Origin of the sequence: Puia sp. (genome assembly GCF_036500295.1) — a bacterium.
GTDB lineage: Bacteria > Bacteroidota > Bacteroidia > Chitinophagales > Chitinophagaceae > Puia.
Genome location: NZ_DASYCH010000075.1, coordinates 1 through 24,060, shown reverse-complemented (window position 1 = coordinate 24,060; position 24,060 = coordinate 1). Strand labels below are relative to the sequence as shown.

General features: G+C 53.4%; 16 protein-coding genes. 12 read left to right on the top strand and 4 right to left on the bottom strand.

From position 1 onward, the window contains the following. The 3 genes from VGM48_RS14815 to VGM48_RS14805 are packed head-to-tail and all read right to left on the bottom strand — an operon-like array spanning position 1 to position 2,694. Complete coding sequence (locus VGM48_RS14815; protein ID WP_331580411.1) at positions 1-411, bottom strand: c-type cytochrome; 411 nt, start codon at positions 409-411, stop codon at positions 1-3. A gap of 36 nt (positions 412-447) precedes the next feature. Beyond that, on the bottom strand, positions 448-1,503 hold the full coding sequence (locus tag VGM48_RS14810; protein WP_331580410.1) for a sugar phosphate isomerase/epimerase: 1,056 nt from the start codon (positions 1,501-1,503) through the stop codon (positions 448-450). A 33-nt stretch (positions 1,504-1,536) separates the two neighbouring features. Beyond that, the gene (locus VGM48_RS14805; RefSeq protein ID WP_331580408.1) at positions 1,537-2,694 is read right to left on the bottom strand and encodes a Gfo/Idh/MocA family oxidoreductase; all 1,158 of its coding nucleotides are present in this window, start codon (positions 2,692-2,694) and stop codon (positions 1,537-1,539) included. A 155-nt stretch (positions 2,695-2,849) separates the two neighbouring features. On the opposite strand from VGM48_RS14805, the gene VGM48_RS14800 reads away from it, so the two are divergent. From VGM48_RS14800 to VGM48_RS14780, 5 genes are all read left to right on the top strand, one after another. Further along, complete coding sequence (locus VGM48_RS14800; RefSeq protein WP_331580406.1) at positions 2,850-4,163, top strand: MFS transporter; 1,314 nt, start codon at positions 2,850-2,852, stop codon at positions 4,161-4,163. Between the two features lie 158 nt (positions 4,164-4,321). Continuing rightward, the gene (locus VGM48_RS14795) at positions 4,322-5,101 is read left to right on the top strand and encodes a hydroxypyruvate isomerase family protein (RefSeq protein ID WP_331580404.1); all 780 of its coding nucleotides are present in this window, start codon (positions 4,322-4,324) and stop codon (positions 5,099-5,101) included. A 28-nt stretch (positions 5,102-5,129) separates the two neighbouring features. Continuing rightward, a complete protein-coding gene (locus tag VGM48_RS14790) occupies positions 5,130-6,809 on the top strand; it encodes a GMC family oxidoreductase (RefSeq protein ID WP_331580402.1) in 1,680 nt (559 codons plus the stop codon). A 3-nt stretch (positions 6,810-6,812) separates the two neighbouring features. Further along, complete coding sequence (locus VGM48_RS14785) at positions 6,813-8,528, top strand: GMC family oxidoreductase (RefSeq protein WP_331580400.1); 1,716 nt, start codon at positions 6,813-6,815, stop codon at positions 8,526-8,528. 101 nt (positions 8,529-8,629) lie between these two features. Then, positions 8,630-9,211 (top strand): gluconate 2-dehydrogenase subunit 3 family protein, encoded by a 582-nt coding sequence (locus VGM48_RS14780; RefSeq protein WP_331580398.1) that lies wholly within the window; start codon positions 8,630-8,632, stop codon positions 9,209-9,211. Between the two features lie 46 nt (positions 9,212-9,257). Here the strand turns inward: VGM48_RS14780 and VGM48_RS14775 are convergent, their stop codons facing one another. Then, on the bottom strand, positions 9,258-9,557 hold the full coding sequence (locus VGM48_RS14775; protein ID WP_331580396.1) for a hypothetical protein: 300 nt from the start codon (positions 9,555-9,557) through the stop codon (positions 9,258-9,260). Between the two features lie 4 nt (positions 9,558-9,561). On the opposite strand from VGM48_RS14775, the gene VGM48_RS14770 reads away from it, so the two are divergent. The 7 genes from VGM48_RS14770 to VGM48_RS14740 form a co-directional block, all read left to right on the top strand. Beyond that, positions 9,562-11,124, top strand: a complete 1,563-nt coding sequence (locus VGM48_RS14770) for a VCBS repeat-containing protein (RefSeq protein ID WP_331580395.1) — start codon at positions 9,562-9,564, stop codon at positions 11,122-11,124. A 102-nt stretch (positions 11,125-11,226) separates the two neighbouring features. Then, complete coding sequence (locus tag VGM48_RS14765) at positions 11,227-14,484, top strand: TonB-dependent receptor (protein WP_331580393.1); 3,258 nt, start codon at positions 11,227-11,229, stop codon at positions 14,482-14,484. A gap of 62 nt (positions 14,485-14,546) precedes the next feature. Continuing rightward, entirely contained in the window at positions 14,547-16,367 is a 1,821-nt protein-coding gene (locus VGM48_RS14760; protein ID WP_331580391.1) for a RagB/SusD family nutrient uptake outer membrane protein, read from the top strand. 206 nt (positions 16,368-16,573) lie between these two features. Continuing rightward, on the top strand, positions 16,574-20,158 hold the full coding sequence (locus tag VGM48_RS14755; protein WP_331580389.1) for a VCBS repeat-containing protein: 3,585 nt from the start codon (positions 16,574-16,576) through the stop codon (positions 20,156-20,158). Positions 20,159-20,348: 190 nt separating this feature from the next. Further along, positions 20,349-20,945, top strand: a complete 597-nt coding sequence (locus VGM48_RS14750; RefSeq protein WP_331580387.1) for an RNA polymerase sigma factor — start codon at positions 20,349-20,351, stop codon at positions 20,943-20,945. 101 nt (positions 20,946-21,046) lie between these two features. Then, the gene (locus VGM48_RS14745; protein WP_331580385.1) at positions 21,047-22,129 is read left to right on the top strand and encodes a FecR family protein; all 1,083 of its coding nucleotides are present in this window, start codon (positions 21,047-21,049) and stop codon (positions 22,127-22,129) included. A 170-nt stretch (positions 22,130-22,299) separates the two neighbouring features. Then, the coding region (locus VGM48_RS14740) for a TonB-dependent receptor plug domain-containing protein (RefSeq protein ID WP_331580383.1) at positions 22,300-24,060 on the top strand (1,761 nt) is incomplete at its 3' end.

The following is a 24,060-nucleotide window of genomic DNA, read 5'->3' as shown; positions in this document are numbered from 1 at the left end:
TTATTTTAAGGTCAGGATGTAGGTAACCATGGTCTTTACATCTTCCGGTTTCAGGGTTGGGTGCGGGGTCATGGGAACGGTGCCCCAGATGCCGCTGCCGCCTGTGATGACTTTTTTTACGAGCCGGTCGACGGTGGAATCTGCCGCGGGGTTGTATTTTGCTGCGACGTCGCTATAGGCCGGGCCGATGGATGCGCCGCCGACATTCTTGTTCAGCCGATGGCAGGTGGTGCAGTCGCTGGCGCCGATGAGATCGAGGGCTTTATCCGCGGCCGCGTTTGTGGTTGTCGAACTGGAGGGCGTGGTGGCGCTGTCTTTTGCCGTTGCATCACTTGCTTTCTTGTCTCCTGAACCGCCGCAGGCGGCCATGAGGATGGCGCAGGAGAGGGCGGCTACTAGCTGTTTAGTCATGATTTAGTTTCTTTGGTGAGCCGAAGTTAGGCAGGTTTATTTCAACCCGAGCACAGAACGGTTAAATTTTTCGTCGCTGCCGGTGCCGGCGAAGTCGTCGAAGGCTTTTTCGGTGACCCGGATGATGTGTTCTTTTATGAATGGTGCGCCTTCTTTTGCGCCGTCTTCCGGGTGTTTGAGGGCGCATTCCCATTCCAGTACGGCCCAGCCTTTATAGTTGTATTGCGTCAGTTTGCTGAAGATACCTTTGAAGTCGACCTGGCCGTCGCCGAGGGAGCGGAAGCGGCCTGCGCGTTCGACCCATCCCTGGTAGCCGCCGTAGACGCCCTGTTTACCGGTGGGGTTGAACTCTGCGTCCTTTACGTGGAACATGCGGATCCGTTCGTGGTAGTGGTCGATATATTCCAGGTAGTTGAGGCATTGCAGGACGAAATGCGAGGGATCGTAGAGCAGGCAGGCGCGGGGGTGGTTGTTGGTATGTTTAAGAAATATCTCGTAGGTGATCCCGTCGTGGAGGTCTTCGCCGGGATGGATCTCGTAGCAGAGATCGACGCCGTGCCGATCGAACTCGTCGAGGATGGGCAGCCAGCGGGCCGCCAGTTCTTTGAAGCCTGTTTCCACGAGACCGGCGGGGCGCTGGGGCCAGGGATATACCGTGGGCCAGAGAAGGGCGCCGCTGAACGTTGCATGGGCATTGAGGCCGAGATTCTGCGAAGCTTTTGCCGCGTATCTCAATTGCTGGACGGCCCATTCCTGGCGGGCTTTCGGGTTGCCATGTACGGTGGCGGGGGCGAAGCCGTCAAAGAGACTGTCATATGCGGGGTGGACGGCTACGAGTTGTCCCTGGAGGTGGGTGGACAGTTCGGTAATCTGTAGACCGGCGTTTTGTACGATCCCTTTTATCTCGTCGGCGTAGGTTTTGCTTTCTGCGGCCTTTTGCAGATCGATAAGGCGGCTATCCCAGGAGGGGATCTGAACGCCGATGTAGCCGAGAGAAGCCGCCCATTTGCAGATGGAGGCGAGGGAGTTGAAGGGGGGCTGGTCACCCATGAACTGGGCGAGGAAGATGCCGGGTCCTTTTAATGTTTGCATATGACAATTATTTTTTGAGAAGCATTGTGTTTATCAGATGGTGAATGGTGTCCATTTCTCCTTGCTTTCGTTGCTGCGGATGAGGTTGTCGATAAAGGCCATGCCGCGAACCCCGTCTTCCGCCGAGGGGAAGTCGAGGGCTTCTTTTGGCGGGGTGGCGCCGTCGATGCGGGCCATGAGGGTGACGGCAAAATTGCGGTAGAGATTGCCGAATGCTTCGAGATAGCCTTCGGGATGCCCGCCGGGGGTCCGGGTATTGAATTTGGCATAGGAGCCGAGGTAGCCCATGCCGGCGCGATAGACCTGTGTGGGCTGGTCGAGCCATTTTACCAACAGGGTGTTGGGTTCCTGCTGTGCCCATTCGATGCCGCCGTTCTCGCCGTAGATGCGGATCTTCAGTGCGTTCTCTTCGCCGGCTGCGACCTGTGAGGCGAAGAGGACGCCAGTGGCGCCGTTGTCGAAGCGCAGGAGTACGCCGCCGTCGTCATCGAGGGCGCGGCCCGGGACCATGATGTTGAGATCGGCGCAGAGCTGGCTTATTTTCAAACCGCTGATATATTCGGCGAGGTGGGCGGCGTGTGTTCCGATGTCGCCCATGGCGCCGCTTTTGCCGGAGCGTTTCGGGTCGGTGCGCCATTCGGCCTGTTTGCTACCGTCCTTTTCGGAGAGCCGGCTGAGCCAGCCCTGGGGGTATTCGACGTAGACCTTTCTGATCTTTCCGAAGACCCCTTCCTTTATCATCTGGCGGGCCTGTTTGACCATGGGATAGCCGGAATAGGTATGGGTCAGACAGAGGAGAAGACCGGTGTCTTCCACTTTTTTCTTTAGTTGTTTTGCCTCGTCGAGCGAAAACGTCATCGGTTTGTCGAGCACTACATGAAAACCTTTTTCGAGGGCGAGCATCGCCGGGGCGAAGTGCAGATGGTTGGGCGTTACGATGACTACGAAGTCCATCCTTTTATCCGCGGGGAGCTTGCTTTCCCTGTCCATCATCTCTTCGTAGGAGAGATAGATGCGGTCTTCCGGGAGGAAGAGGTCTCTTCCGGACGCGCGTGCGTTATCGGGATGGCTGCTAAAGGCTCCGCAAACCAGCTCGATGAGTCCGTCCATATTGGCCGCAATGCGATGAACGGCACCTATGAAGGCGTTCTTTCCGCCGCCGATCATTCCCATTCTTAGTTTTCTGTTCATATGAAATTGATTGCAAATGTGTGTGTGAAGCCGATTGCAATTTTAGGATACATTTATTAAAAATAAAAAATTACATTTACATTGTGTCCAGTTGACAAAAAGTGCTGGTGGCAGGCGCAAATCGCCCCGTCGCAAAATTAAAAACTGATCTTGCCATGCGTGAAATCCACACCAATAAGCTATTTACGGCCAGCTGTCTGGCATTGCTTGTAACTTCTCTTTCTTTTGGCATCCGGGCCGGTATCCTGAACATGCAGGGCGTTCATTTTCATCTTGATGCTTCCCAACTGAGCACTATCGCCGCGACCGCTTTCTGGGGTTTTCCGCTGGCAATTGTCATCGGCGGGGTCATCGTCGATATCATCGGGATGAAGAAACTGCTTGTCGGCGCCTTTATCTTTCATCTTGCGGGTATCCTGCTGACGATCTTCGCGAACGGATACTGGACCCTTTTTCTGTCGACCCTGCTGATCGGGATCGCCAACGGGACGGTGGAGGCGGCTTGTAATCCGCTGGTAGCCTCGCTTTTTACAAAGAACAAGACTACGAAACTGAACCATTTCCATCTTTGGTTCCCCGCGGGCATCGTGATCGGGACGCTGGTGGTTTTTGGACTGAACAATATGCTGGCTGCGGGAGCCGCGGAGTTGCCCTACTGGGTTTCCCAGGTGGAGGTAGCGGTGATGCTGATCCCGACGCTGATCTATGGTTACCTGTTTGCGAAGCTGGAATTCCCTGTGACCGAGCGGGTTGCCGCCGGTGTCAGCACCAATGAGATGTACAAGGCGCTGTTCAATCCGCTATTCCTGTTTATGATCATCTGTATGTTCGGGACTGCGATAACGGAGTTGTTTACCAATCAATGGACCGATGTGCTTTTCCGGACGGTGACGCAGAATTCGCTGTTGATCCTTACGTTCGTGGCTTCGATGCAGGTTTTGGGCCGGGCTTTTGCGGGTCCGGTGGTCCATCGGCTTGCGCCGCAGGGGGTATTGTTGTTATCGGCTATTTTTTCGGCTCTTGGCATCTATATGCTGATCCATTTAACGGGAACGGCCATTTTTGCCGGCGCCGTGATCTTTGGGTTGGGGGTTGCGTTCTTCTGGCCCTGTATGATCGGCTTTGTAGCGGAGAACATGCCCCGTACGGGTGCTGTCGGGTTGAACCTGATGGGTGGGGCGGGGATGTTCGGGGTTTCCATTTATATGATGTTCATGGGGGGGTATTATGACCGGCTGATGATCGGTAAGCTGCCGGCGGGCGCCAGCCTGGATACCTATCGTTCCGCACCGGCCGGGACGGATCTGGCGAGGGCCTATGATGCGGCGAGGTCGGCTGCAGGACCGGAGGTGCTGCAGACCACGATGGTCATTCCCGTGGTGCTGATCCTTGCCTTTGCGATCCTCGTGTTCTATATGCGCAACCGGAAAAAGGCCGGTGGACTCGAGGCGCTGGCTGTTAATCAATAACATTTCGTAAATTCCTTCCTTAATAAAATTCAGACCGACCTATGGCGGAAAAATCTTCAAGGCGTAAAGCCATCAAAACGATCGTTGGAGGGGCAGCGGTCGTTGGTGCAGGCGGCGCCGCAGTCTCCCTGTTACTGTCACATAAGAAGCCACACGATATGAAAGCACTGAAACTAAAGGGTACGATCAATCATTCTGTCTGCCGTTGGTGTTATGGCGACATCCAGCTCGATGATCTTTGCGTTGCCGTCAAGCAGATAGGCTTTAGTGCTATCGACCTGGTGCCGCCCGAGAATTGGGCAACGCTGCAGAAGCACGGCATTTACTCTTCGATGTGTAACGGTGCGGAGATCAGTCTGACCGAAGGCTGGAACCACACCGAGTATCATGCCAAGCTGATCGACAATTACACCAAATATCTGCCCATGATGACCACGGCGGGGTATAAGAATGTGATCTGTTTCAGCGGCAATCGTGCCGGTATGGATGACGAAACGGGATTGAAGAACTGTGTTACCGGGTTGAAGAATATATTGGGCGATGCGGAGAAGCGGGGTATCACGGTGTATATGGAATTGCTGAACAGCAAGATCAATCACAAGGATCAGATGTGCGACAACACCAAATGGGGGATCGAGCTGGTAAAGCGGGTGGGGTCGGAGAACTTCAAATTACTGTACGATATCTATCACATGCAAATAGATGAAGGGGATGTGATCCGGACCATTACGGACAACCATCAATACTTCGGGCATTACCATACCGGCGGCGTGCCGGGACGTCATGAGATAGACGAGTCCCAGGAGTTGTTCTACCCCGCGATCATGCGGGCGATCGCCGCTACGGGTTATAAGGGGTTCGTCGCGCAGGAATTCATACCGGCGAAGGCGGATAAGCTGGACTCTCTTGAGGCGGGGGTGAAGATCTGCGATATTTAATAAAACATCAAAACAATAAGTAACGATTATGGCTGACAATACGTATGACGCGATCGTCATCGGCAGCGGCATCAGCGGAGGCTGGGCTGCCAAAGAGCTTACCCAAAAAGGATTGAAGGTGATCATGCTGGAGCGGGGACGGCATATCGAACACGTTAAGGATTACCCGAGTGCGAACAAGGAGGCCTGGGATTTTCCGCATCGCGGCAAGGCGACGGAGCAGATGAAGGCGGATTACCCGGTGCTGAAGCGCGACTATCCGTTGAACGAATGGAACCTGGATTTCTGGTGCAAGGATAGCGAAAGCCCTTATACAGAGACCAAGCGATTTGACTGGTTTCGGGGTTATCATACGGGCGGCCGGAGCCTGATGTGGGGCCGTCAGAGTTACCGGTGGAGCGATTTCGATTACGAGGCGAATAAGCGCGAAGGGATTGCGATCGACTGGCCGGTTCGTTATCACGAGATCGAACCCTGGTACACTTATGTCGAGAAATGGGCCGGGATCAGCGGGTCGAAGGAAAATATCGCGCATCTGCCGGACAGTCATTTCCTGCCGGCTTATGATATGACCTGTGTGGAGAAGGATGTCTCGGCGAGACTCAAGGATCATTACAAGGGTATGCGGCATATGATCATCGGGCGGGTAGCCAATATCACGGTGCCGCACGAAGGAAGGCCGGGCTGTCAGTTTCGGAACAAGTGCTGGCTGGGTTGTCCGTTCGGCGGCTATTTCAGTACGCAGTCATCGACGCTGCCGGCCGCGCAGGCGACGGGTAATCTGACCTTGCGTCCCTGGTCGATCGTTACGAAGATCCTGTATGATAAGGATACGAAGAAGGCCACGGGTGTGGAGGTGCTTGATGCAGAGACCAACAAGACCTACGAATACAAGGCGAAGATCGTTTTCCTGAATGCTTCGACGCTGAACAGCGCCTGGATCCTGATGAATTCCGCCACCGATATCTGGCCTGACGGGCTGGGCAGCAGCAGTGGGGAACTGGGTCATAACCTGATGGACCATCATCTTGGTGTCGGGGCCAGCGGTCATGTCGAGGGGTATGAGGATAAGTATTATTTCGGGCGCCGGGCAAACGGCATCTATATCCCGCGTTTCCGGAATATCAACGGGGACAAGCGCGATTATCTGCGGGGCTTCGGTTATCAGGGTGGGGGCGGCCGTGAGGGCTATAATCACCAGATCGCCGAGTATAGCATCGGGAAAGAATACAAGGAGGCGTTGACGGAACCCGGTTCCTGGACGATGAATATCGGCGGGTTCGGCGAGATACTGCCTTATCATGAGAACAAGGTGACGCTGGACAAGACGAAGAAGGATAAATGGGGGCTCAATGTCCTGAACATCGATTGCGAGCTGAAGGAAAATGAGTTGAAGATGAGAAAGGATATGGAGGCCGATGCGGTGGAGATGCTGGAAGCCTGTGGGGTGAAGAATGTAAAGAGCCGGAGCGACAATCCTTATCCCGGCCGTGGGATCCACGAGATGGGTACGGCAAGGATGGGGAGGGACCCGAAGACATCGGTGCTGAACTCCTGGAACCAGCTGTGGGATGCGAAGAATGTCTATGTGACCGACGGTTCGTTCATGGTCTCGGCCAATTGTGTGAATCCTTCGTTGAGTTATATGGCGTTTACGGCAAGGGCCGTGGATCATGCAGTAAGTGAACTAAAAAAGGGCAACCTGTAAGTCATGGGCGGGGACACGCTAAATATCAACAACCGGGCGGATGAGCAGAACCGTTATGACGCCATTGTTATCGGCAGCGGGATCAGTGGCGGCTGGGCGGCAAAGGAGCTTACCGAAAAAGGGCTTCGGACGCTTATGCTTGAGCGTGGGCCCAACTATGAGCATATAAAGGATTATAAGACGGCGAATATGGACCCCTGGGACTTTCCGCACCGGGGCAAGGTGACGCAGCAGGAGTTGAAGGACCGGCCTTATATGGCCAGGACCTGGGGGGCTACCGAGGCCGTGATCGATTCCTGGGCGAAGGATGTGGATTGTCCGTATTCGGAAGTAAAGCCTTTCAACTGGTGGCGTGCTTACCGGCTGGGAGGGCGATCGATCCTTTGGGGAAGGCAGAGCTACCGGTGGAGCGATCATGATTTCGGCGCCAATGAAAAAGACGGCTGGGCTATCGACTGGCCGATCCGCTATAAGGATGTTGAATCCTGGTACGACTATGTGGAGCGGTTTGCGGGTGTCAATGGCAGTAAGGAAGGGTTGCCGCAGTTGCCGGATGGCCATTTTTTGCCGCCGATGGAGATGAACTGTGTGGAGAAGGATGTGGCGGCCCGGATCAAGGAACATTTCAAGGGGCAGCGGCATATGATCATCGGCCGCAGCGCCAACCTGACGGCGCCGATCCCCGGGAGGACCCAGTGTCAGTTCCGGAACCGTTGCTGGGAGGGTTGTCCGTTCGGCGGGTATTTCAGTACGCAATCCTCGACACTGCCGGCTGCGCGGGCGACGGGAAAGCTGACGGTGAGACCGTACTCGATCGTGACCCGTGTCCTTTATGACAAGGATAAGCAGCGAGCTACGGGAGTGGAGGTGTTGGATGCCGAAACGAACAAGACCTATACCTTCTCTTCGAAGATCGTTTTTGTCAATGCCAGTGCGCTGAACAGTGCCTGGGTGTTGATGAACTCGGCCACGGATGTCTGGCCGGGCGGGCTGGGCAGCAGCAGCGGGGAACTTGGGCACAACATCATGGATCATCACTACAATCTCGGTGCTGCCGGGGTGATGGAGGGATATGAGGACAAGTATGTGTATGGCAGGAGACCAAATGGAATATATATTGTCCGGTTTGCGAACCTGTTTGGCGATAAACGCGATTATTTGCGGGGATTTGGTTATCAGGGAGGAGCGAGCCGGGAAGGCTGGCAGCGGAATGTGGCGGAGATGAGCGTGGGCGCTACGTTGAAGGAGACGTTGACGGAGCCGGGGCAGTGGACGATCGGCATCACGGGATTTGGAGAGCTGCTTCCTTATCATGAGAACAAGATCACGCTTGACAAGGAGAAGAAGGACAAGTGGGGTTTGCCGATCCTGTCGATGGATGCGGAGCTGAAGGACAATGAGAAGAAGATGCGGAAAGATATGCAGTCGGAGGCGGTGGCGATGCTGGAGGCGGCCGGGGTAAAGGGCGTTCATTCGTGGGACCGGGGACATCCGGTGGGTGACGGCATCCATGAGATGGGTTCGGCGCGGATGGGGCGTGATCCGAAGACCAGTGTGCTGAACGGGCATAACCAGGTTTGGGATGCGCCGAATGTTTTTGTTACGGATGGGGCTTGTATGGCCTCGTCGGCCTGTCAAAATCCTTCGTTGACCTATATGGCCCTTACGGCGAGGGCGGCGGATTTTGCCGTGACTGAATTAAAAAAAGGAGACCTTTGACGAGCCACAGGCTCGTCGGCCGAAGGCCCATCATAAGCCGTGCACCGGGGATGGGTTATTTTCGGTGAAACCCATCCCGGGGCACAAAAAAAATCAACATTATGAATAGAAGAGACGCATTGGCCCGGGTTGGGCTGTTACTGGGTGGAACCATTATCGGCGCCGAGGCCTTTCTGTCGGGATGTACCAATTCGCCGGAGAAGCGTGTCGGCGGAGCGGGTACCAACTTCTCCAACGATGATATCGCTTTCCTGGACGAGGTTTCGGAGACCATCCTGCCGGCAACGGATACCCCGGGCGCCAAGGAAGCGAAGGTGGGTGAGTTTATGGGCAGGATCGTGAAGGACTGCTATACAGAGGCAGATCAGAAGATATTTCTCGATGGCATGCTGAAGCTGGAAGCCGCCTGCAAGGCGAAGAACGGCAAGTCCTTTATGGAGTGCACGCCGGAGCAGCGTCATAACCTCCTGGTCGATCTGGACAAGGAGCAAAAGGAGTATACCGACAAGAAGAAGAAGGACGACCCGGCGCATTACTTCCGCATGATGAAGGAATTAACGTTATGGGGGTACTTTACTTCGGAGCCGGGTGCGACCAAGGCTTTGCGTTATGTCGCCGTGCCGGGCAAGTATGAGGGGTGTGTCGATTATAAGAAGGGTGAAAAGGCCTGGGCAACCAGCTAGCGAATGAAATGATCACGGATGGCATTGTTTAACAATGCCATCCGGTTTATCTGAGGACGGTGGTAAAATCCTTCGACACTCTTCCTCTTACTTTTCCGGTGGTATCGGAGCCATTGGTTCGCTGGAGTTGTATCGTAAACTCACAGTCATAGTATTTGACATCTTCGAAGTAGATCACGTCGATGATCTTAAAATGCAGTGGAGGCGCATTGGGCGGCCGTTGTTTTTGCAGTTTTTCCGCCATCGCTTCCTTGAGGTGATCTTTTATTTCTGCTGCCGACCTCTTCCTTTGGCAGCCTGCCGCGGTGACCAGGAGCAGTGCTATCGACCAGGCAATCTTTTTCATAGTAATGAAGATACTTCAAAAAATAACAGTCGTTTGCCTGTTTCTGTCCTCCTGTCGATCCCCTGCGCATAATTCGGCCGGTTTGGTGATCGCGGATTCTTCCATCCGGCATGGCCGTGTGCTGGCGTCGCTTTACTGTAAGTCATGTCATGTGTTACCAGTGCCTGAATTGTTAAACAAGAAGACCTGGGAGGCGGGGGTCTTGCCGGCCATGGGGCCGAGGCTGGGTATCTTTCAATACAAGAAGGAGCGGTATCCTTCCTATCTTTTCGATCCGTATGTCGGGACCGAGGCTTATCCGTCGAGGCCGTTGATGACGGACCGGGAATGGCAGGACATCATCGATTATTATTCCGGGATGTCACCGGATTCGATGCCGCCGCAGCCGGATCATGTGCCTATCCGGGACAGGCCGGCCCTTTTTCAACCGGTATGGATCAAGGACGGAACTGCTCCCGTCACCTGTTTTGTGCATATCGACACGATGGGGAAGAGGCATCAGATCCTTGGGGGCAGGGTGTTCCCGGGTGTGGTCTCCCGGTATGATCCCCGGGGGAGTAAACTGGACTCGCAGTTTGTCCGCGGCGGGATCGTCGATATGCAGATTGGCGATACGGCCGGGGTTGCGTGTGATATCGGTAACATCAATCCCAACAATGCCCGGCTTGGTAATGCCTATAGGGTGCATATTGACGGGGTGGGGCGGATGCGGATGGACAGCATGCCTTTTCTGCGGGATCTTGCGCGGCCGGTCCAGGTGACGGGGGCGGATATGAATGGGGATGGGCGGACCGACTATGTGGTTTGTGAATTTGGCAATCTGCGAGGGGCATTGACCTGGATGGAAGATAACGGCAAGGGCGGATTTATCCGGCATGTGTTGCGGGCGCAGCCGGGTGCGATAAAGGCGTATGTCCAGGATGTCAATAAAGATGGGCGTCCCGATATCTGGGTGTTGTTCGCGCAGGGGGAAGAGGGGATCTTCCTCTATACTAATAAGGGGCAGGGGCGGTTCGAGGAGCGGGAGGTGTTGCGGTTTCCGCCGGCTTATGGGTCGTCCTCGTTCGAGCTGGCCGATATCAATCGGGATGGCCACCCGGATATTATTTATACCTGTGGGGACAATGCGGACTATTCTGTTGTCCTGAAACCTTATCATGGGGTGTATATCTTTTTAAATGACGGGAACAACCGGTTCTACCGGAAGTTCTTCTACCCCATCAATGGATGTTACAAGGCGATTGCCCGGGATTTTGACGGGGATGGGGACCTGGACATTGCGTTGATCGCGTATTTCGCCGACTACCGGCGGCGGCCGGAAGAGGGCTTTGTCTATTTGGAGAACCGGGGAGGCCTGAACTTTACTCCGTATTCGGTACCGGCTGCACGGAGCGGGCGGTGGCTGACGATGGATGCGGGGGATGTGGATGGAGATGGGCGAATGGATCTGGTGCTGGGAAATTTTTCGGTGGGGCCATCTTTGAGCAAGGACACGGTCGACTGGAAGAAGGGGCCGACGTTGTTGCTTTTGAAGGGACTAGCAAGAGAAAAGTTAAAGGAACATTAAAAATAGTACAAGGATTTGTTAAAATAATATCAATTTTTTGTTTACATTGGGTGTAGTTTCGACGAAGATTTTAGTAACCATTCAAAAACTACTCACGAAGTTATGCCATCCAAAACTAACGGAGCTTGCAAAGGCTATGGCCTTGTCGTCCTTGCTTTGCTTATAAGCTGTAGTCTTTTTGCCCAGACGACGATCACCGGAAGGGTCATTGGTAAGTCGGACAATCAACCGGTACTGGGTGCGACGGTACAGGTAAAAGGCACTAAGACTGCCACATCCACCGGGGCAGACGGAACATTCACACTAAAATTACCAGGAAACGATGCGAACCCGACGCTGATCATCACAGCGATCGGGTTTGAAGGTTTTCAGATCCCTGTTGCGGGCAGGACGAGTATCGGAGACATCTCCCTTGCTCAGAGCAACAGCACGTTGAATGACGTGATCGTCACCGGTTACACGGCGCAGAAGAAGAAAGATATCACCGGCGCCGTTGCGGTGGTGGATATCAAGAACATGAAGAGTGTGCCCGGATCGACAACGGAGAGCCTGCTGCAAGGACAGGCTGCGGGGGTGACGGTCATCAACTCGGGCGCGCCGGGTGGTGGAAGTAACATCCGGATCCGGGGTATCACCTCGATCGGGAGTGTCGATCCGCTGGTGATCATCGACGGGGTGCAGGGAAGCCTGCATGACCTCAACCAGGCAGATATCGAATCGATCCAGGTGTTGAAGGATGCCGGCGCCGTCGCTATCTACGGAGTGCAGGGATCCAACGGGGTTATCGTCGTGACGACGAAACGCGGTAAGGGCAAGGCCACGATCACCTATGATGGGTTCTATGGTACACAACGGCCGTTGAAGAATGGTTTCCGCCTGGGCGGCAGTCAGAACTACGCCGATGTGCTTTGGCTGGAGTCATATAATGACGGGAATACCCCGGGAAATCTTTGGTTTGGCAAGGGTGGCGGCAGTTATGCACCTCCCACATTGCCGGATTATCTGACGCCTACTCCTTACATTTCGGATCCGACATTAGGGTTGCTTGTGAATCCGGATTATGCGTCGCAGCAAAATCCTTCGACCTATGATATCGTGGACAACAAGATCACGAAGACCAATAAGATCGGCACCGACTGGTTCCATGAGATCTTCAAACCGGCGCCCTGGCAGCAGCACAGTATTTCGGCCAGTGGAAGCACGGACAGGTCAAGCTACTATTTCTCCTTCAACTATCTGAACCAGGAGGGTACGCTGATCGACACCTACAGCAAGCGCTATGCGGTACGGGCCAACACGGTGTTCAATGTAAAGAATCATATCCGGGTCGGGGAGAATGCCTATATCTTCTACAAGGACAATCCACAGATCACCAACCAGAATGAAGGGAACGCCATTTCCTATGCTTATCGCATCCCGCCGTTGATCCCTGTATATGATGTCATGGGTAACTATGCGGGTACACACTCGTTCACCGTCAACAACTCCAATAACCCTGTTGCGGATCAGGAGCGTAAGAAGAACAACAAGGGGAATGACTGGCAGATAAACGGTAATGTTTTCGCCGAAGTAGATTTCCTCAATCATTTCACGGCACGGACGAGCATCGGCGGTACGGTGGACAATTACTATTACAATTCCTTCTCTTATACTCCGTATGAGAATGCCGAGGGCAGTACGGCGGCCAACAGCTATACGGAAGGTGCGGGTTTTAACAGCACCATGATCTGGACGAATACGTTGAATTACAACCAGACCTTCGGTGACCATAGCATCAAGGTGCTGGTCGGTACGGAGTCCAAGAAATTCTATGACCGTGGGCTGCAGGCCAACCGGTCGAACTATTTCTCCACCGATCCTAACTTTTGGACGTTGAATGGCGGTGCACCCAATTCCCAGGCCAATACGGGCCTGACCTATGCTTATACCGGCGGTCTGCCGGCCCAGAGCTCGCTCTGGTCGTATATCGGCCGGCTGGATTATGCGTTCAAGGACAGATACCTGTTGAGTGGTACGTTGCGCCGGGATGCTTCGTCGCTGTTCGCGCCGGGCAAACAGGTTGGTTGGTTCCCCTCGGTGTCGGCCGGCTGGCGCATTTCGCAGGAAGCCTTCATGAAGGATGTCACCTGGATCAATGACCTGAAACTGCGCGGCAGCTGGGGTAAATCGGGCAGTCTTTCGAACGTTCCCAATACGAACCCCTACAATTTGTTCAACCAGAATGCGTACATGAGTTACTATGATCTGGCCGGGGCAAGCACCAGCAGCATGCAGGGCTTCTATTCCAGCCAGATCGGTAACTCGAATACCACCTGGGAGCAGGACATTCTGACGGATTTCGGGGCCGACCTCAGCATCAAGCATTTCGATATCACGGTGGACTGGTTCAAGAAGGCGGTCAGCGGATTGCTTTACCGCGCTCAGCTGCCTAACACGGCAGGCGGCGCGTTGGCTCCGTATGTAAACTTCGGGGATATCCAGAATACCGGTTTTGACGGATCGATCACTTATCATGGATCCGTGAACAGGGATTTCCATTTCGATATCACCGGTACGTTCACTCATTACAAGAGCAAGGTGACCGACTTGCCGGCCGGGATCAAATATTATGACAACTTCACCAATGCCGGTTCGAACCGTATCGGGGCCTTTACCCGGGTGCAGAAAGGAGCATCCGTCGGCCAGTTCTTTGGCTATAAGGTGGATGGTTACTTCAAGGATCAAAATGACGTAGACAAGTCGCCCACCCAGCAGGATGCCGCGCCGGGTCTCTTCAAATATGCCGATGTCAATCATAGCGGAGCGATCACGGACAGCGACCGGACCTGGATCGGTGATCCCAACCCCAAGCTGACCTATGGTCTGAACCTGGCCGCTACCTACAAGGGATTCGATTTCGCCGCCTTCTTCTATGGCAGCTACGGTAACGATATCTTCAACTATGTAAAATACTGGATCGACTTCCCACAGGTGTTTCAGGGGAACGTCAGCGCCGATCTGATCCAGAACAGCTGGTCGCCGACCAATCTCAATCCGAAGTATCCGAAGATCTCCGGTTCACCGGGATTCAGCAGCACGAACGCCATCAATTCCTGGTATGTGGAGAAGGGTTCGTACCTGCGCCTGAAGGCACTTACGGTGGGTTATACGATCAACCCGGACCTTCTCAAGAAGGTGGGTATCGACAGACTGCGGATCTATCTGCAGGGCGCCAACCTGTTCACGGTCACGCCGTACAAGGGTCTTGATCCGGAATTACAAGGTTCGAACCTGGACGATCAGACCAACTTCGGGATCGACCTGGGTAACTATCCCGCCAATCAAAAAACCTATGTACTCGGTTTGAGCCTCACGTTCTAAAAAAGGATCTATTACCATCCAGAAAAAATACATGCTGTATGAATAAGCTTCAGAAAAAAATAATGCTAATAATCCCGGGGGTGTTGACGCTTGTCATCCTGCTCAATGCCTGCGGACACAAATTTCTCACCAAGCCGCCCATCGGTACACTTAATCCCGAGATCGTCACTACCAAGGATGGTGTGACGGCTATCCTGGTCGGCGCCTATTCCGGGCTCGATGGGGAGGGACTCAACAATTCGGGCTGGGGATCTGCGGCCTCGAACTGGACCTATGGGGATGTATGCGCTGACAATGCTTATAAGGGGTCGACCCCTTCCGACCAGGGGGATATCGTGCCGATGCTGCAGTGGTCGACCACACCGACCAACAGTTATCCGGGCAACAAATGGGCGGCTATGTACGATGCCATCCAGCGTAGTAATGACGTTATCCGGGTTATGCGTCAGGTGAAGGATATGTCTGCGGCGGACACGGTCGAGTTCAAGGCAGAGGCTTTGTTCCTGCGGGCCTTCTATCATTTCGAGCTGCGCAAGGTGTTTCATTATCCGCCTTATGTCGATGAGAACATAACGGTGCCGAACAATAATGTCAATGTGCCGAACGTCGATGGATCGGGGAATTTCATCGAGATCTGGCCGAAGATCGAAGCTGATTTTCAGTATGCAATGACCAATCTCCCCGCTACACAGGGTAATCCGGGCCAGGCCAATAAATGGGCTGCGCAGGCTTTCCTCGCAAAGGTGTATATGTACGAGGGCCAGTATGACAAGGCGAGGCCTTTGCTGGATGATCTGATCACCAATGGGGTCACGGCTACGGGAGAAAAATATGCCCTGCTGGATAATTACTCGACAAATTTTGATCCCGACGCACATGCTAAAAATAGTTCGGAAAGTGTATTTGCCGCTCAGATGTCGGTAAATGACGGCTCGGCCAGCGATGCCCTGGGCTACAACGGTAACGGTAACTATGGGGATGCCCTGAACTTCCCGTATGGGGGTGGTCCCGGAGCCTGCTGCGGATTTGACAATCCCAGCCAGGACCTTGCCAATGCCTATAAGACGGATGCCACCGGTCTTCCTTTGACGAACTATACCTGGCAGGCGGGTCTGGGGGTGAGCGATCCCGACCACGGCGCTTATGTCGGCAACCTGGATCCGCGAATCGACATCGCGATCGGCAGGGCGGGAGTTCCGTATCTGGACTGGGGTCCGCATCCCGGCGACAGCTGGATCCGCAGCCCGGCAGATGACGGTCACTTCAATGCCAAGAAGAATGTGTATGCCAAGGCGCAGCAGGGTACGCTGTCCGATAACGAAAGCTATTGGGCCAATGTGGAGCTGTCGTCCAATAACGTGAACCTGATCCGGTTTGCCGATGTCCTGCTGTGGGATGCCGAGTGTTATGTGCAGGGATCGGCGCCTGACCTGGTGAAAGCGGAGAACCTGGTCAACCAGGTGCGCACCCGTGCCGCCAAGACGTCCTGGTGGGTCTACAAGGACGGAACGTTCGATCCGGGTACGTATACCTATAAGAACGGGACGGTCCCCGCGGACAGCTACAAGGTGGCGGCTTACCCGGCCGCGTATTTTACCAGTAAGACGACGGCCATGTATGCGATCATCATGGAGCGCCGGCTGGAGCTGGCCATGGAAGGGCACCGGTTCTTCGATCTGCAGCGCTGGCAGGTGCAGACGCCGGGTTACATGACGACGGTGTTGAACACCTATGCGACGAAAGAGGCTACGCTGCATCCGTCGATGTACAAGAACGTCCATTTTACGGAAGGCAAGACGGAATACTTCCCGATCCCGCAGCAGCAGATCGATGCTGAGAATTCGCTAGGGACGATCTATTTGAAACAGTTGCCCGGATACTAAGACGGGTACATTTATACCAATCATTCCAACGAGGCCGTCTATTCTATGACGGCCTCTTTTTTTGAGGCAGGCGGGGCAAATGAGGCTGAGTTGACAAAGGGGCGGCGGGATTAATGAGGCAGGCCGGACAAAGGAGCGGCGAGACAAAAGAGGCCGGCCGGGTAAATTGATTTTTTAGTGTTGTTTTTTTTCTTGAAATTTCTTTCATGATCGCATTTGAAAAACGGCTCGCGCAGGCCGCGGCGGCCTTTTGTATCCTTGTATTTGCAGCGTGTAAGGGCCATAGCCCCCTGTTGAAACGGGTGGACCCTAACGAGTCCGGGATCCATTTCAATAACAAGATCGTCGAGAACGACAGTGTCAACCCGATGGATATGACCAATATCTACAATGGCGGCGGGGTTGGCATCGGTGATCTCAATGGAGATGGGCTGCAGGACATTTATTTTACGGGGAACATGGTCCCGAATAAGCTGTATCTGAACAAGGGTAATTTCCACTTCGAGGATATCACAGATGTTGCGGGAGTCGGCGGTAATGGGGAGTGGTTCAGAGGCGTATCGATCGTCGACATCAACAATGACGGTCTGCCGGATATCTATCTCTGTGCGAATATGAAGCCGGATCCACGGCAGCGGACCAATCTGCTTTATGTCAACCAGGGAGTGGATGCACAGGGGGTGCCTCATTTCAAGGAGATGGCGGCGGAATATGGCTTGGCCGACACCCTCTATTCCACGATGGCTGCCTTCTTCGATTATGATAACGACGGCGACCTGGACATGTATCTAACGGTCAATGAGATCCCGAAGGGATACAATGCCAATGTTTTCCGGGCGAGGATCACGGACGGGAGTTTTCCGAGCACCGGCCGGTTGTACCGGAATGACCGGAATGACTCCCTGGGACATCCGGTGTTCCATGATGTAAGCCGGCAGGCGGGGATCACGATCGAGGGATTGGGGCATGCGGCCACCATTGCCGATATCAATGGAGACGGATGGAAGGATATTTATGTGACCAATGATTTTATCGGCGACGATATCCTGTACATCAACAACCATGACGGGACGTTTACCGATGAGGTGAAAACCTATTTTAAACATACGTCTGCCAATGGGATGGGGCAGGATATCCAGGATATCAACAATGACGGATTGCCCGATGTAGTGGAGTTGGATATGAACCCGCCGGATAACTACCGGAAGAAGATGTTCCTCAACGCTTCGAATTATCTTATTTATCAAAACACCGACAACTATGGCTATCAGTATCAATATGTCAGGAATAGTCTGCAGTTGAATCAGGGGAGGAGGGTCAATGGTTTGGATTCGATCGGCGACCCTGTTTTCAGTGAGATCAGCTGGTTTGGCGGGATCGCCGAAACGGATTGGAGCTGGACGCCGCTGGTTGCCGATTTCGACAATGACGGCAAGCGGGATATCATCGTCACGGGCGGTTATCCGAAGGACATCACGGATCATGACTTTGTCATGTTCATGAAACAGTCCAACAACCTGGCGTCGAAGCAGTATATCCTCGATCAGATACCACAGGTTCGCATCCGGAATTTTGCATTCCGCAACAATGGAGATCTGACCTTTACCGATGTATCCCGCGACTGGGGGCTGTCGACGCCGGGATTCTCCAATGGCGCCGCTTATGCGGACCTGGATGGGGATGGGGATCTCGATGTCGTCATCAACAATATCAACGACGAGGCGCAGGTGTACCGGAATATGGCGAGGGAGAAATCGCCGGATGAATCGCATTTTCTGGAGGTGGCCCTTACCGGTGACAGCCTGAACCGGAAAGGATTTGGGGCGGTGGTGGAACTCCACTATGATCATGGCCGGCAGCAGGTGTATGAGAATAACCCTTACCGGGGATATTTATCGACGATCGCCGACCTTCCGCATTTCGGGCTTGGCCGGATAGGAGTGGTGGATTCGCTGGTCGTGAAATGGCCGAATGGTAGGATGCAGCTGATCCGAAGCGTGCCGGTGGACCAGGTGGTAAAGGTGGATATAAAAAATGCGGGGATGCCGTATGAGGCGGATAAGCCGGGTCTTGCTTCCGGGGCATTGTTCCGGAACATTACCGACAGCCTTGGCATTCATTACCGGCATGAGGAGCGGGATTATATTGATTTTAACGTTCAGCGACTGTTACCCCATAAATTTTCCGAATACGGCCCCGGTATCGCCGTTGGCGATATCGACGGCAACGGACTGGAGGATATGATCGTGGGCGGATCGGCCGGGCACAGCGCGCAGGTGTTCCTGCAGGGACAGGGCGGGAACTTCGTGCAATCGAAACTCGTGGAGGACCCTGTTGCGCTGGCGAAGACCTGTGACGATGAAGGTCTGCTGCTCTTCGATGCCAATGGCGATGGGTATCCCGACCTCTATATTGCCGGCGGCGGCTATGAGAATGAGGAGAACAGCAAGGCTTACCGGGACCGGTTCTATCTGAATGACGGCAAGGGGCATTTTGTGTTGCAGCCCGATGCGTTGCCGGAGAATTTTACGAGTAAATTCTGTGTGCGTGCGGCCGATTACGATCATGATGGCAAACCCGATCTTTTTATCAGTGGCAGGGTGGACCCGGGACATTATCCGCGGCCGGTGTCGAGCTTTGTATACCGGAATGAATCGCAGGGCGGGCATGTCCGGTTTACGAATGTAACGGCCGGTGTGGCGCCCGGGCTGCAATCGATCGGCATGGTCTGTGACGGGCTCTGGACCGATGTCGACAATGATGGCTGGCCCGATCTTTTGCTGGCAGGGGAGTGGATGCCGCTGACCGTGTTCCACAATGATCATGGGGTGTTGAAGAACATCACCGCCGGGACGGGGGTGAGTGAGGAGAGGGGATGGTGGAACAGCATTGTCGCGGGAGATTTCGATAATGATGGGGATATCGACTATGTTGTCGGTAATCTTGGGTTGAATTCCTATTACCGGGGGACGAAGGAAAAACCTGTCAGGGTATATGGGAAGGATTTCGACAAGAACGGCGTCTATGATATGATCCCGTCCCTTTATTTACCCGATCAGCAGGGGAACTCCCGTGAATTCCCGGCTATCTCGAGGGATGATCTTCTTCGCCAGATGACCTCTATGCGTACGCGTTTCCCCACCTATAAATCCTATGCGGTGGCGACGATGGATGAGGTCCTGACGCCGGAGCAGCGGCAGGGAGCGGTTGTGCTGGAAGCGAATCAGTTTCGCAGTTGCCTGTTCCGGAACGATGGCGGCGGCAAGTTTACGATGATCCCGTTGCCGATGCAGGCGCAGTTGTCGGTGCTCAACGGGATGGTGGCAGGCGATTTCGATCACGATGGGAACCTGGATATCGTTATTAACGGCAATGACTATGGTACGGACGTCAGTTCGGGCCGGTATGATGCTCTGAACGGACTTTTCCTGAAGGGGGATGGCAAAGGCGGGTTCAGTGCGGAGACGATCGTGCAAAGCGGGATCTATATTCCGGGGGATGGGAAGGCGCTTGTGAAAATCAGTGGGGCGGGGGGGCATGTGATGTTGGCGGCGGGGCAGAACAGGGGGCCGTTGATGGTTTTCGGCGAGCGGAAAGGAGGCAGGCTGATCCCATTGCTGCCGGGGGATCAAACGGCGGCCGTGCGGCTTCGGAATGGGAAGGTGCGAAGGGAGGAATTCCATTATGGGGAGTCCTTTCTGTCGCAGTCGGGCCGTTTTGTGGAATGGAGCGATCCGGTGGTATCGATCGAGATCACGGATGAAAAAGGAAAAAAGCGGATGATAAAATAGATATTACGAGGAGGTGGATAGACCCTGGGGCCTGTTTGGGTGGAAAATTATCACCAAAAAGCCGGGAAAATGGTCGCCAGACGGGAATATCTCGTTATTTTTAGCGAAGAACCCCTTATTACTATGTTGACAATTGAAACCCTTTTCGTGTCCGGGAATTGCTTTACCTCCAAATCAACATCGAAGAACCGTGCCTTTTGATGAAATCCATAATGAACCAGAACTGCTCAGGCAGATATCCCAGGGGGATCGGGATGCGTTCAGGATCTTTTATACCCGCTATTACGGTTATGTCCAACGATACATTGGTCTATTCGAGTCTTCCGGTGACGGTCTGGCCGAGTTGACCCAGGATGTATTTGTCCGGATCTGGGAGAAGCGCGGGCATCTGGCGAAGGTGGAATCGGTGAAGAGTTATCTTTTTCTTGTCACCCGGAATGTGGTCTTTAATTATCTGCGGAGTTTGAGGGTGCAGCAGAAGGTGAAGGAACTGGAGGCGTTGCCGGAGCAGGCGGGGGATGACCTGGAGAGTGAGATCTTGTTCAAGCAATATTACCGGATCGCCCAGGAGGCGATCGATAAGCTGCCGCCAGGGCGGCGTAAAGTGTTGAAAATGAGCATAGATGATGGTCTCAGCCTGGATGAGATCGCGACTCAGCTGAATATCTCCAGGGCTGGGGTGAAGAAGCAGTTGTATGCTGCTACGGCGTTTGTGCGTCAGTATTTGAATGAACATGGGGAGATGACGGTGCTTTTGTTCGTTTTTCTTTCTCTTTTCGAGTTTTGAGACCTTTCAGGTTGCGGGCTTAAAAAAATCTTAAAAAAATTTGTGGGTCGAGGTATCCCCGGAGGTTCGGGAAGTGTCTTTATATAGTAACACCTTATGTTATGAATTTAAAGGAAGCCAGGCAATTTGTCGCTCATTTCGTCAAGGGGGATTATACCCCGGAAGAATATGCGATTTTTTTGCAATGGCTGAGAGGTGCGACGCTGGAGGAGTTGAATGAGATCGCGGATGAGCATGAGGCGTTGCATGAGCAGTGGGATGTTGCGGGATTGACCCCTGCGGCGGAATGGAGGAAGCAATTGGAAGGAAAATTGGATCGTGCGGCGAAGGGAGAAGAAATGCTGATCGGGGTGACTGGGGAGAATCGGTCTATTCTGCGGCGTTTGAGCCGGGGTAAGACAGTTTCTATGGTTGCGCGTAAAGCATGGATCGCTGCGGCTTCGGTTGTGGTGTTGTTGGGAGCGGGGGCGATATGGTATACACAGCAGGGTTCGTCGAAGATAGCGCATAACCGGCCTGAATTGCCGGCGATGACGAAGACGGTGGTGAATCCGAGTGGAGGCGCGCAAAAGGAAGTGGTTCTTGCGGATGGAAGCAGGGTATTGTTGAATTTGGCTTCCATCTTGAAATATCCGGAGACCTTTAGTGGCTCCGAGAGGGTAGTGGAGTTGTCGGGCGAAGCTTATTTTGAAGTTTCACCGAAAGGCGGGCGGCCTTTTCGGGTGCTGATCAAGGATGCGGAGGTGAATGTGTTGGGTACGAACTTCAACGTAAGAGCGTATGCCGATGAGCCGGTGAGCAGGACGACGCTGATCGATGGCTCTGTGGAGATGGAAATTGGATCGAACAAGGCCATTTTAAAGCCTGGTCAGCAGGCGGTGATAGCTTATCCTTCAACGGGAGATATCGATGTTCGCAAGGTTGATGTAGATGAGGTGATGGCGTGGAAGAAAGGATATTTCCGGTTTACGAATGAGTCCATGTATGTGGTGATGCGCGTTTTATCACGGTATTATAACGTTGAGATACAATGTGATCAAAATGCTTCGAGCGCGAAAGTGTCGGGGTCTGTATCGAGAGAGAAGGGTTTGAGCGAGAATTTCAGTCAGTTTCAGCCTTTAGGTTTTAGATTCAACGCAGTTGGAAATGCGGGTAGTTCCCAAATAGTAAAAGTCACACGTTAGAGCATATTGTCCATAACCATTGAACCGAGTCCATCAGTTACAGCCTACTGTCCTGGGTAAATAAGAAATAAGTATTTATTTTATATTTATTCATGATTTGTAGGCTGTAACTTTAGTTATATAAACCAACTCGGTTAATGAGGTCGCTGAAACTGACTGTCTGTCTACTCTTGCCATTCCTGATTAAAAGCCGACTAGCCTATTGTCAGTCTGCTATTCGCATTTCTTTAACCGAGAAGAATGCTCCCCTTCAAAAAGTACTGGATGATATTCACGACAAGACGGGATTTACGTATGTCGGTGAGGGTGATTGGCCGCAGATCAGCCGGCCGGTAAGTTTTTCCGTCACAAATGAGACGATCCAGGTGGTGTTGGAGCTTTGTTTCAGGGATCAGCCTTTGTTGTACGAGCTGAATACGGCGAATCATTTTATTTCCATTAAACCGAAGGCGAAGGAGGACCGGCAGGTGCATGGCTGGGTCTATGATGAGAACCGGGATCCCATGGGTGGGGTGTCGATCCATGTTGTGGGGGAGGGTGATGCGGTGAGCAGGGACAATGGGGAGTTTGATATCCGGGTCCGTTATGCGGGTGCGCATCTGGTGTTTAGCATGGTGGCTTATGAGGACAAGGAGATGGCGTTGCCGGAGCCGGGGAAGGATATCACGGTTCAGATGCAGTCGCGGGCGGGGACGTTGGAGGCGGTGGTGGTGCATACGGGATATCAGGATCAGCGGAAGCTGCGGACGACAGGGTCGTTTGATGAAGTCGACAATGATCTGTTGAATCGCCGGGTGGCGCCGAATATTCTGGATCATATTGATGGGGTGACGAGTGGGGTGATCTTTAATAAGAATCTATCGACAGGGAATAATTCTGCCAGCATTTCCGTCCGCGGCCGGAGTACGATCTATGGCAATCCCAATCCACTGATCGTGGTGGATAATTTTCCGTATAACGGCGATATCAACAATATCAATCCGGCGGATGTGGAGAGTATCACGATTTTGAAGGATGCGGCGGCTGCCGCGATCTGGGGGGCGTTTGCGGGCAATGGGGTGATCGTGATCACGACGAAGAAGGCGAAGGCTGGTGAGGGGAAGCGGATCAGTTTTACGACGAGTCAGACGGGGAGTCAGCGGGTGAATTTGTTTTACCTGCCGATCTTATCGTCGAATGATTATATTGATATCGAGCAATTCCTGTTTAATAACGGCTATTATACCGGATATCTCTTGAATCCGCAGTATCTGGCGGTAACCCCGGTGGTGGAGTTGTTGAACAAAGCAAAGCAGGGTATGCTTACGGAGGAACAAGCCAATTCGCAGATATCCATGTTGCGGCGGATAGATACGCGGAATGATCTGAACAAATATTTTTACCGGCGCGGACTGAACAGCCAGTATGCATTGAGCTTTTCCGGGGGCAATGAAAAGGACCAGTATTACCTGTCTGCGGGCTATGACCGGAATCTGACCAATCTGACGCATAACGATTATGACCGTATCACGCTACTGGGAAATAATAGTTATACGCTGGTGCCAAAGAAACTGGAGCTGACCACCAGCCTGGTTTTTGCCGGCAGCACTACTTATTTGAATAACCCAGGCATCAGCGACGTTACGTATCCCTATGCTCAACTGGCGAATGCCCATGGAGCTCCACTGCCTGTGGCCAATGGACTTCGAATACCCTATGCTGATACAGTGGGTGGTGGACAGTTGCTGGACTGGCATAACAGGCCCCTGGATGAGCTGAGGAATGCGGATAATGTCGTTCATCTAAATGACTACCGGATCAACCTAGGGCTGCGCTACTGTATCTGGAAGGGATTGGAGGCTCGGGCGTATTATCAGTACAGCCACACCGATTCTAACTATTCGCAATTTTACAGTCTAAAAACTTATTATGCGCGAAACCTGATCAATTCT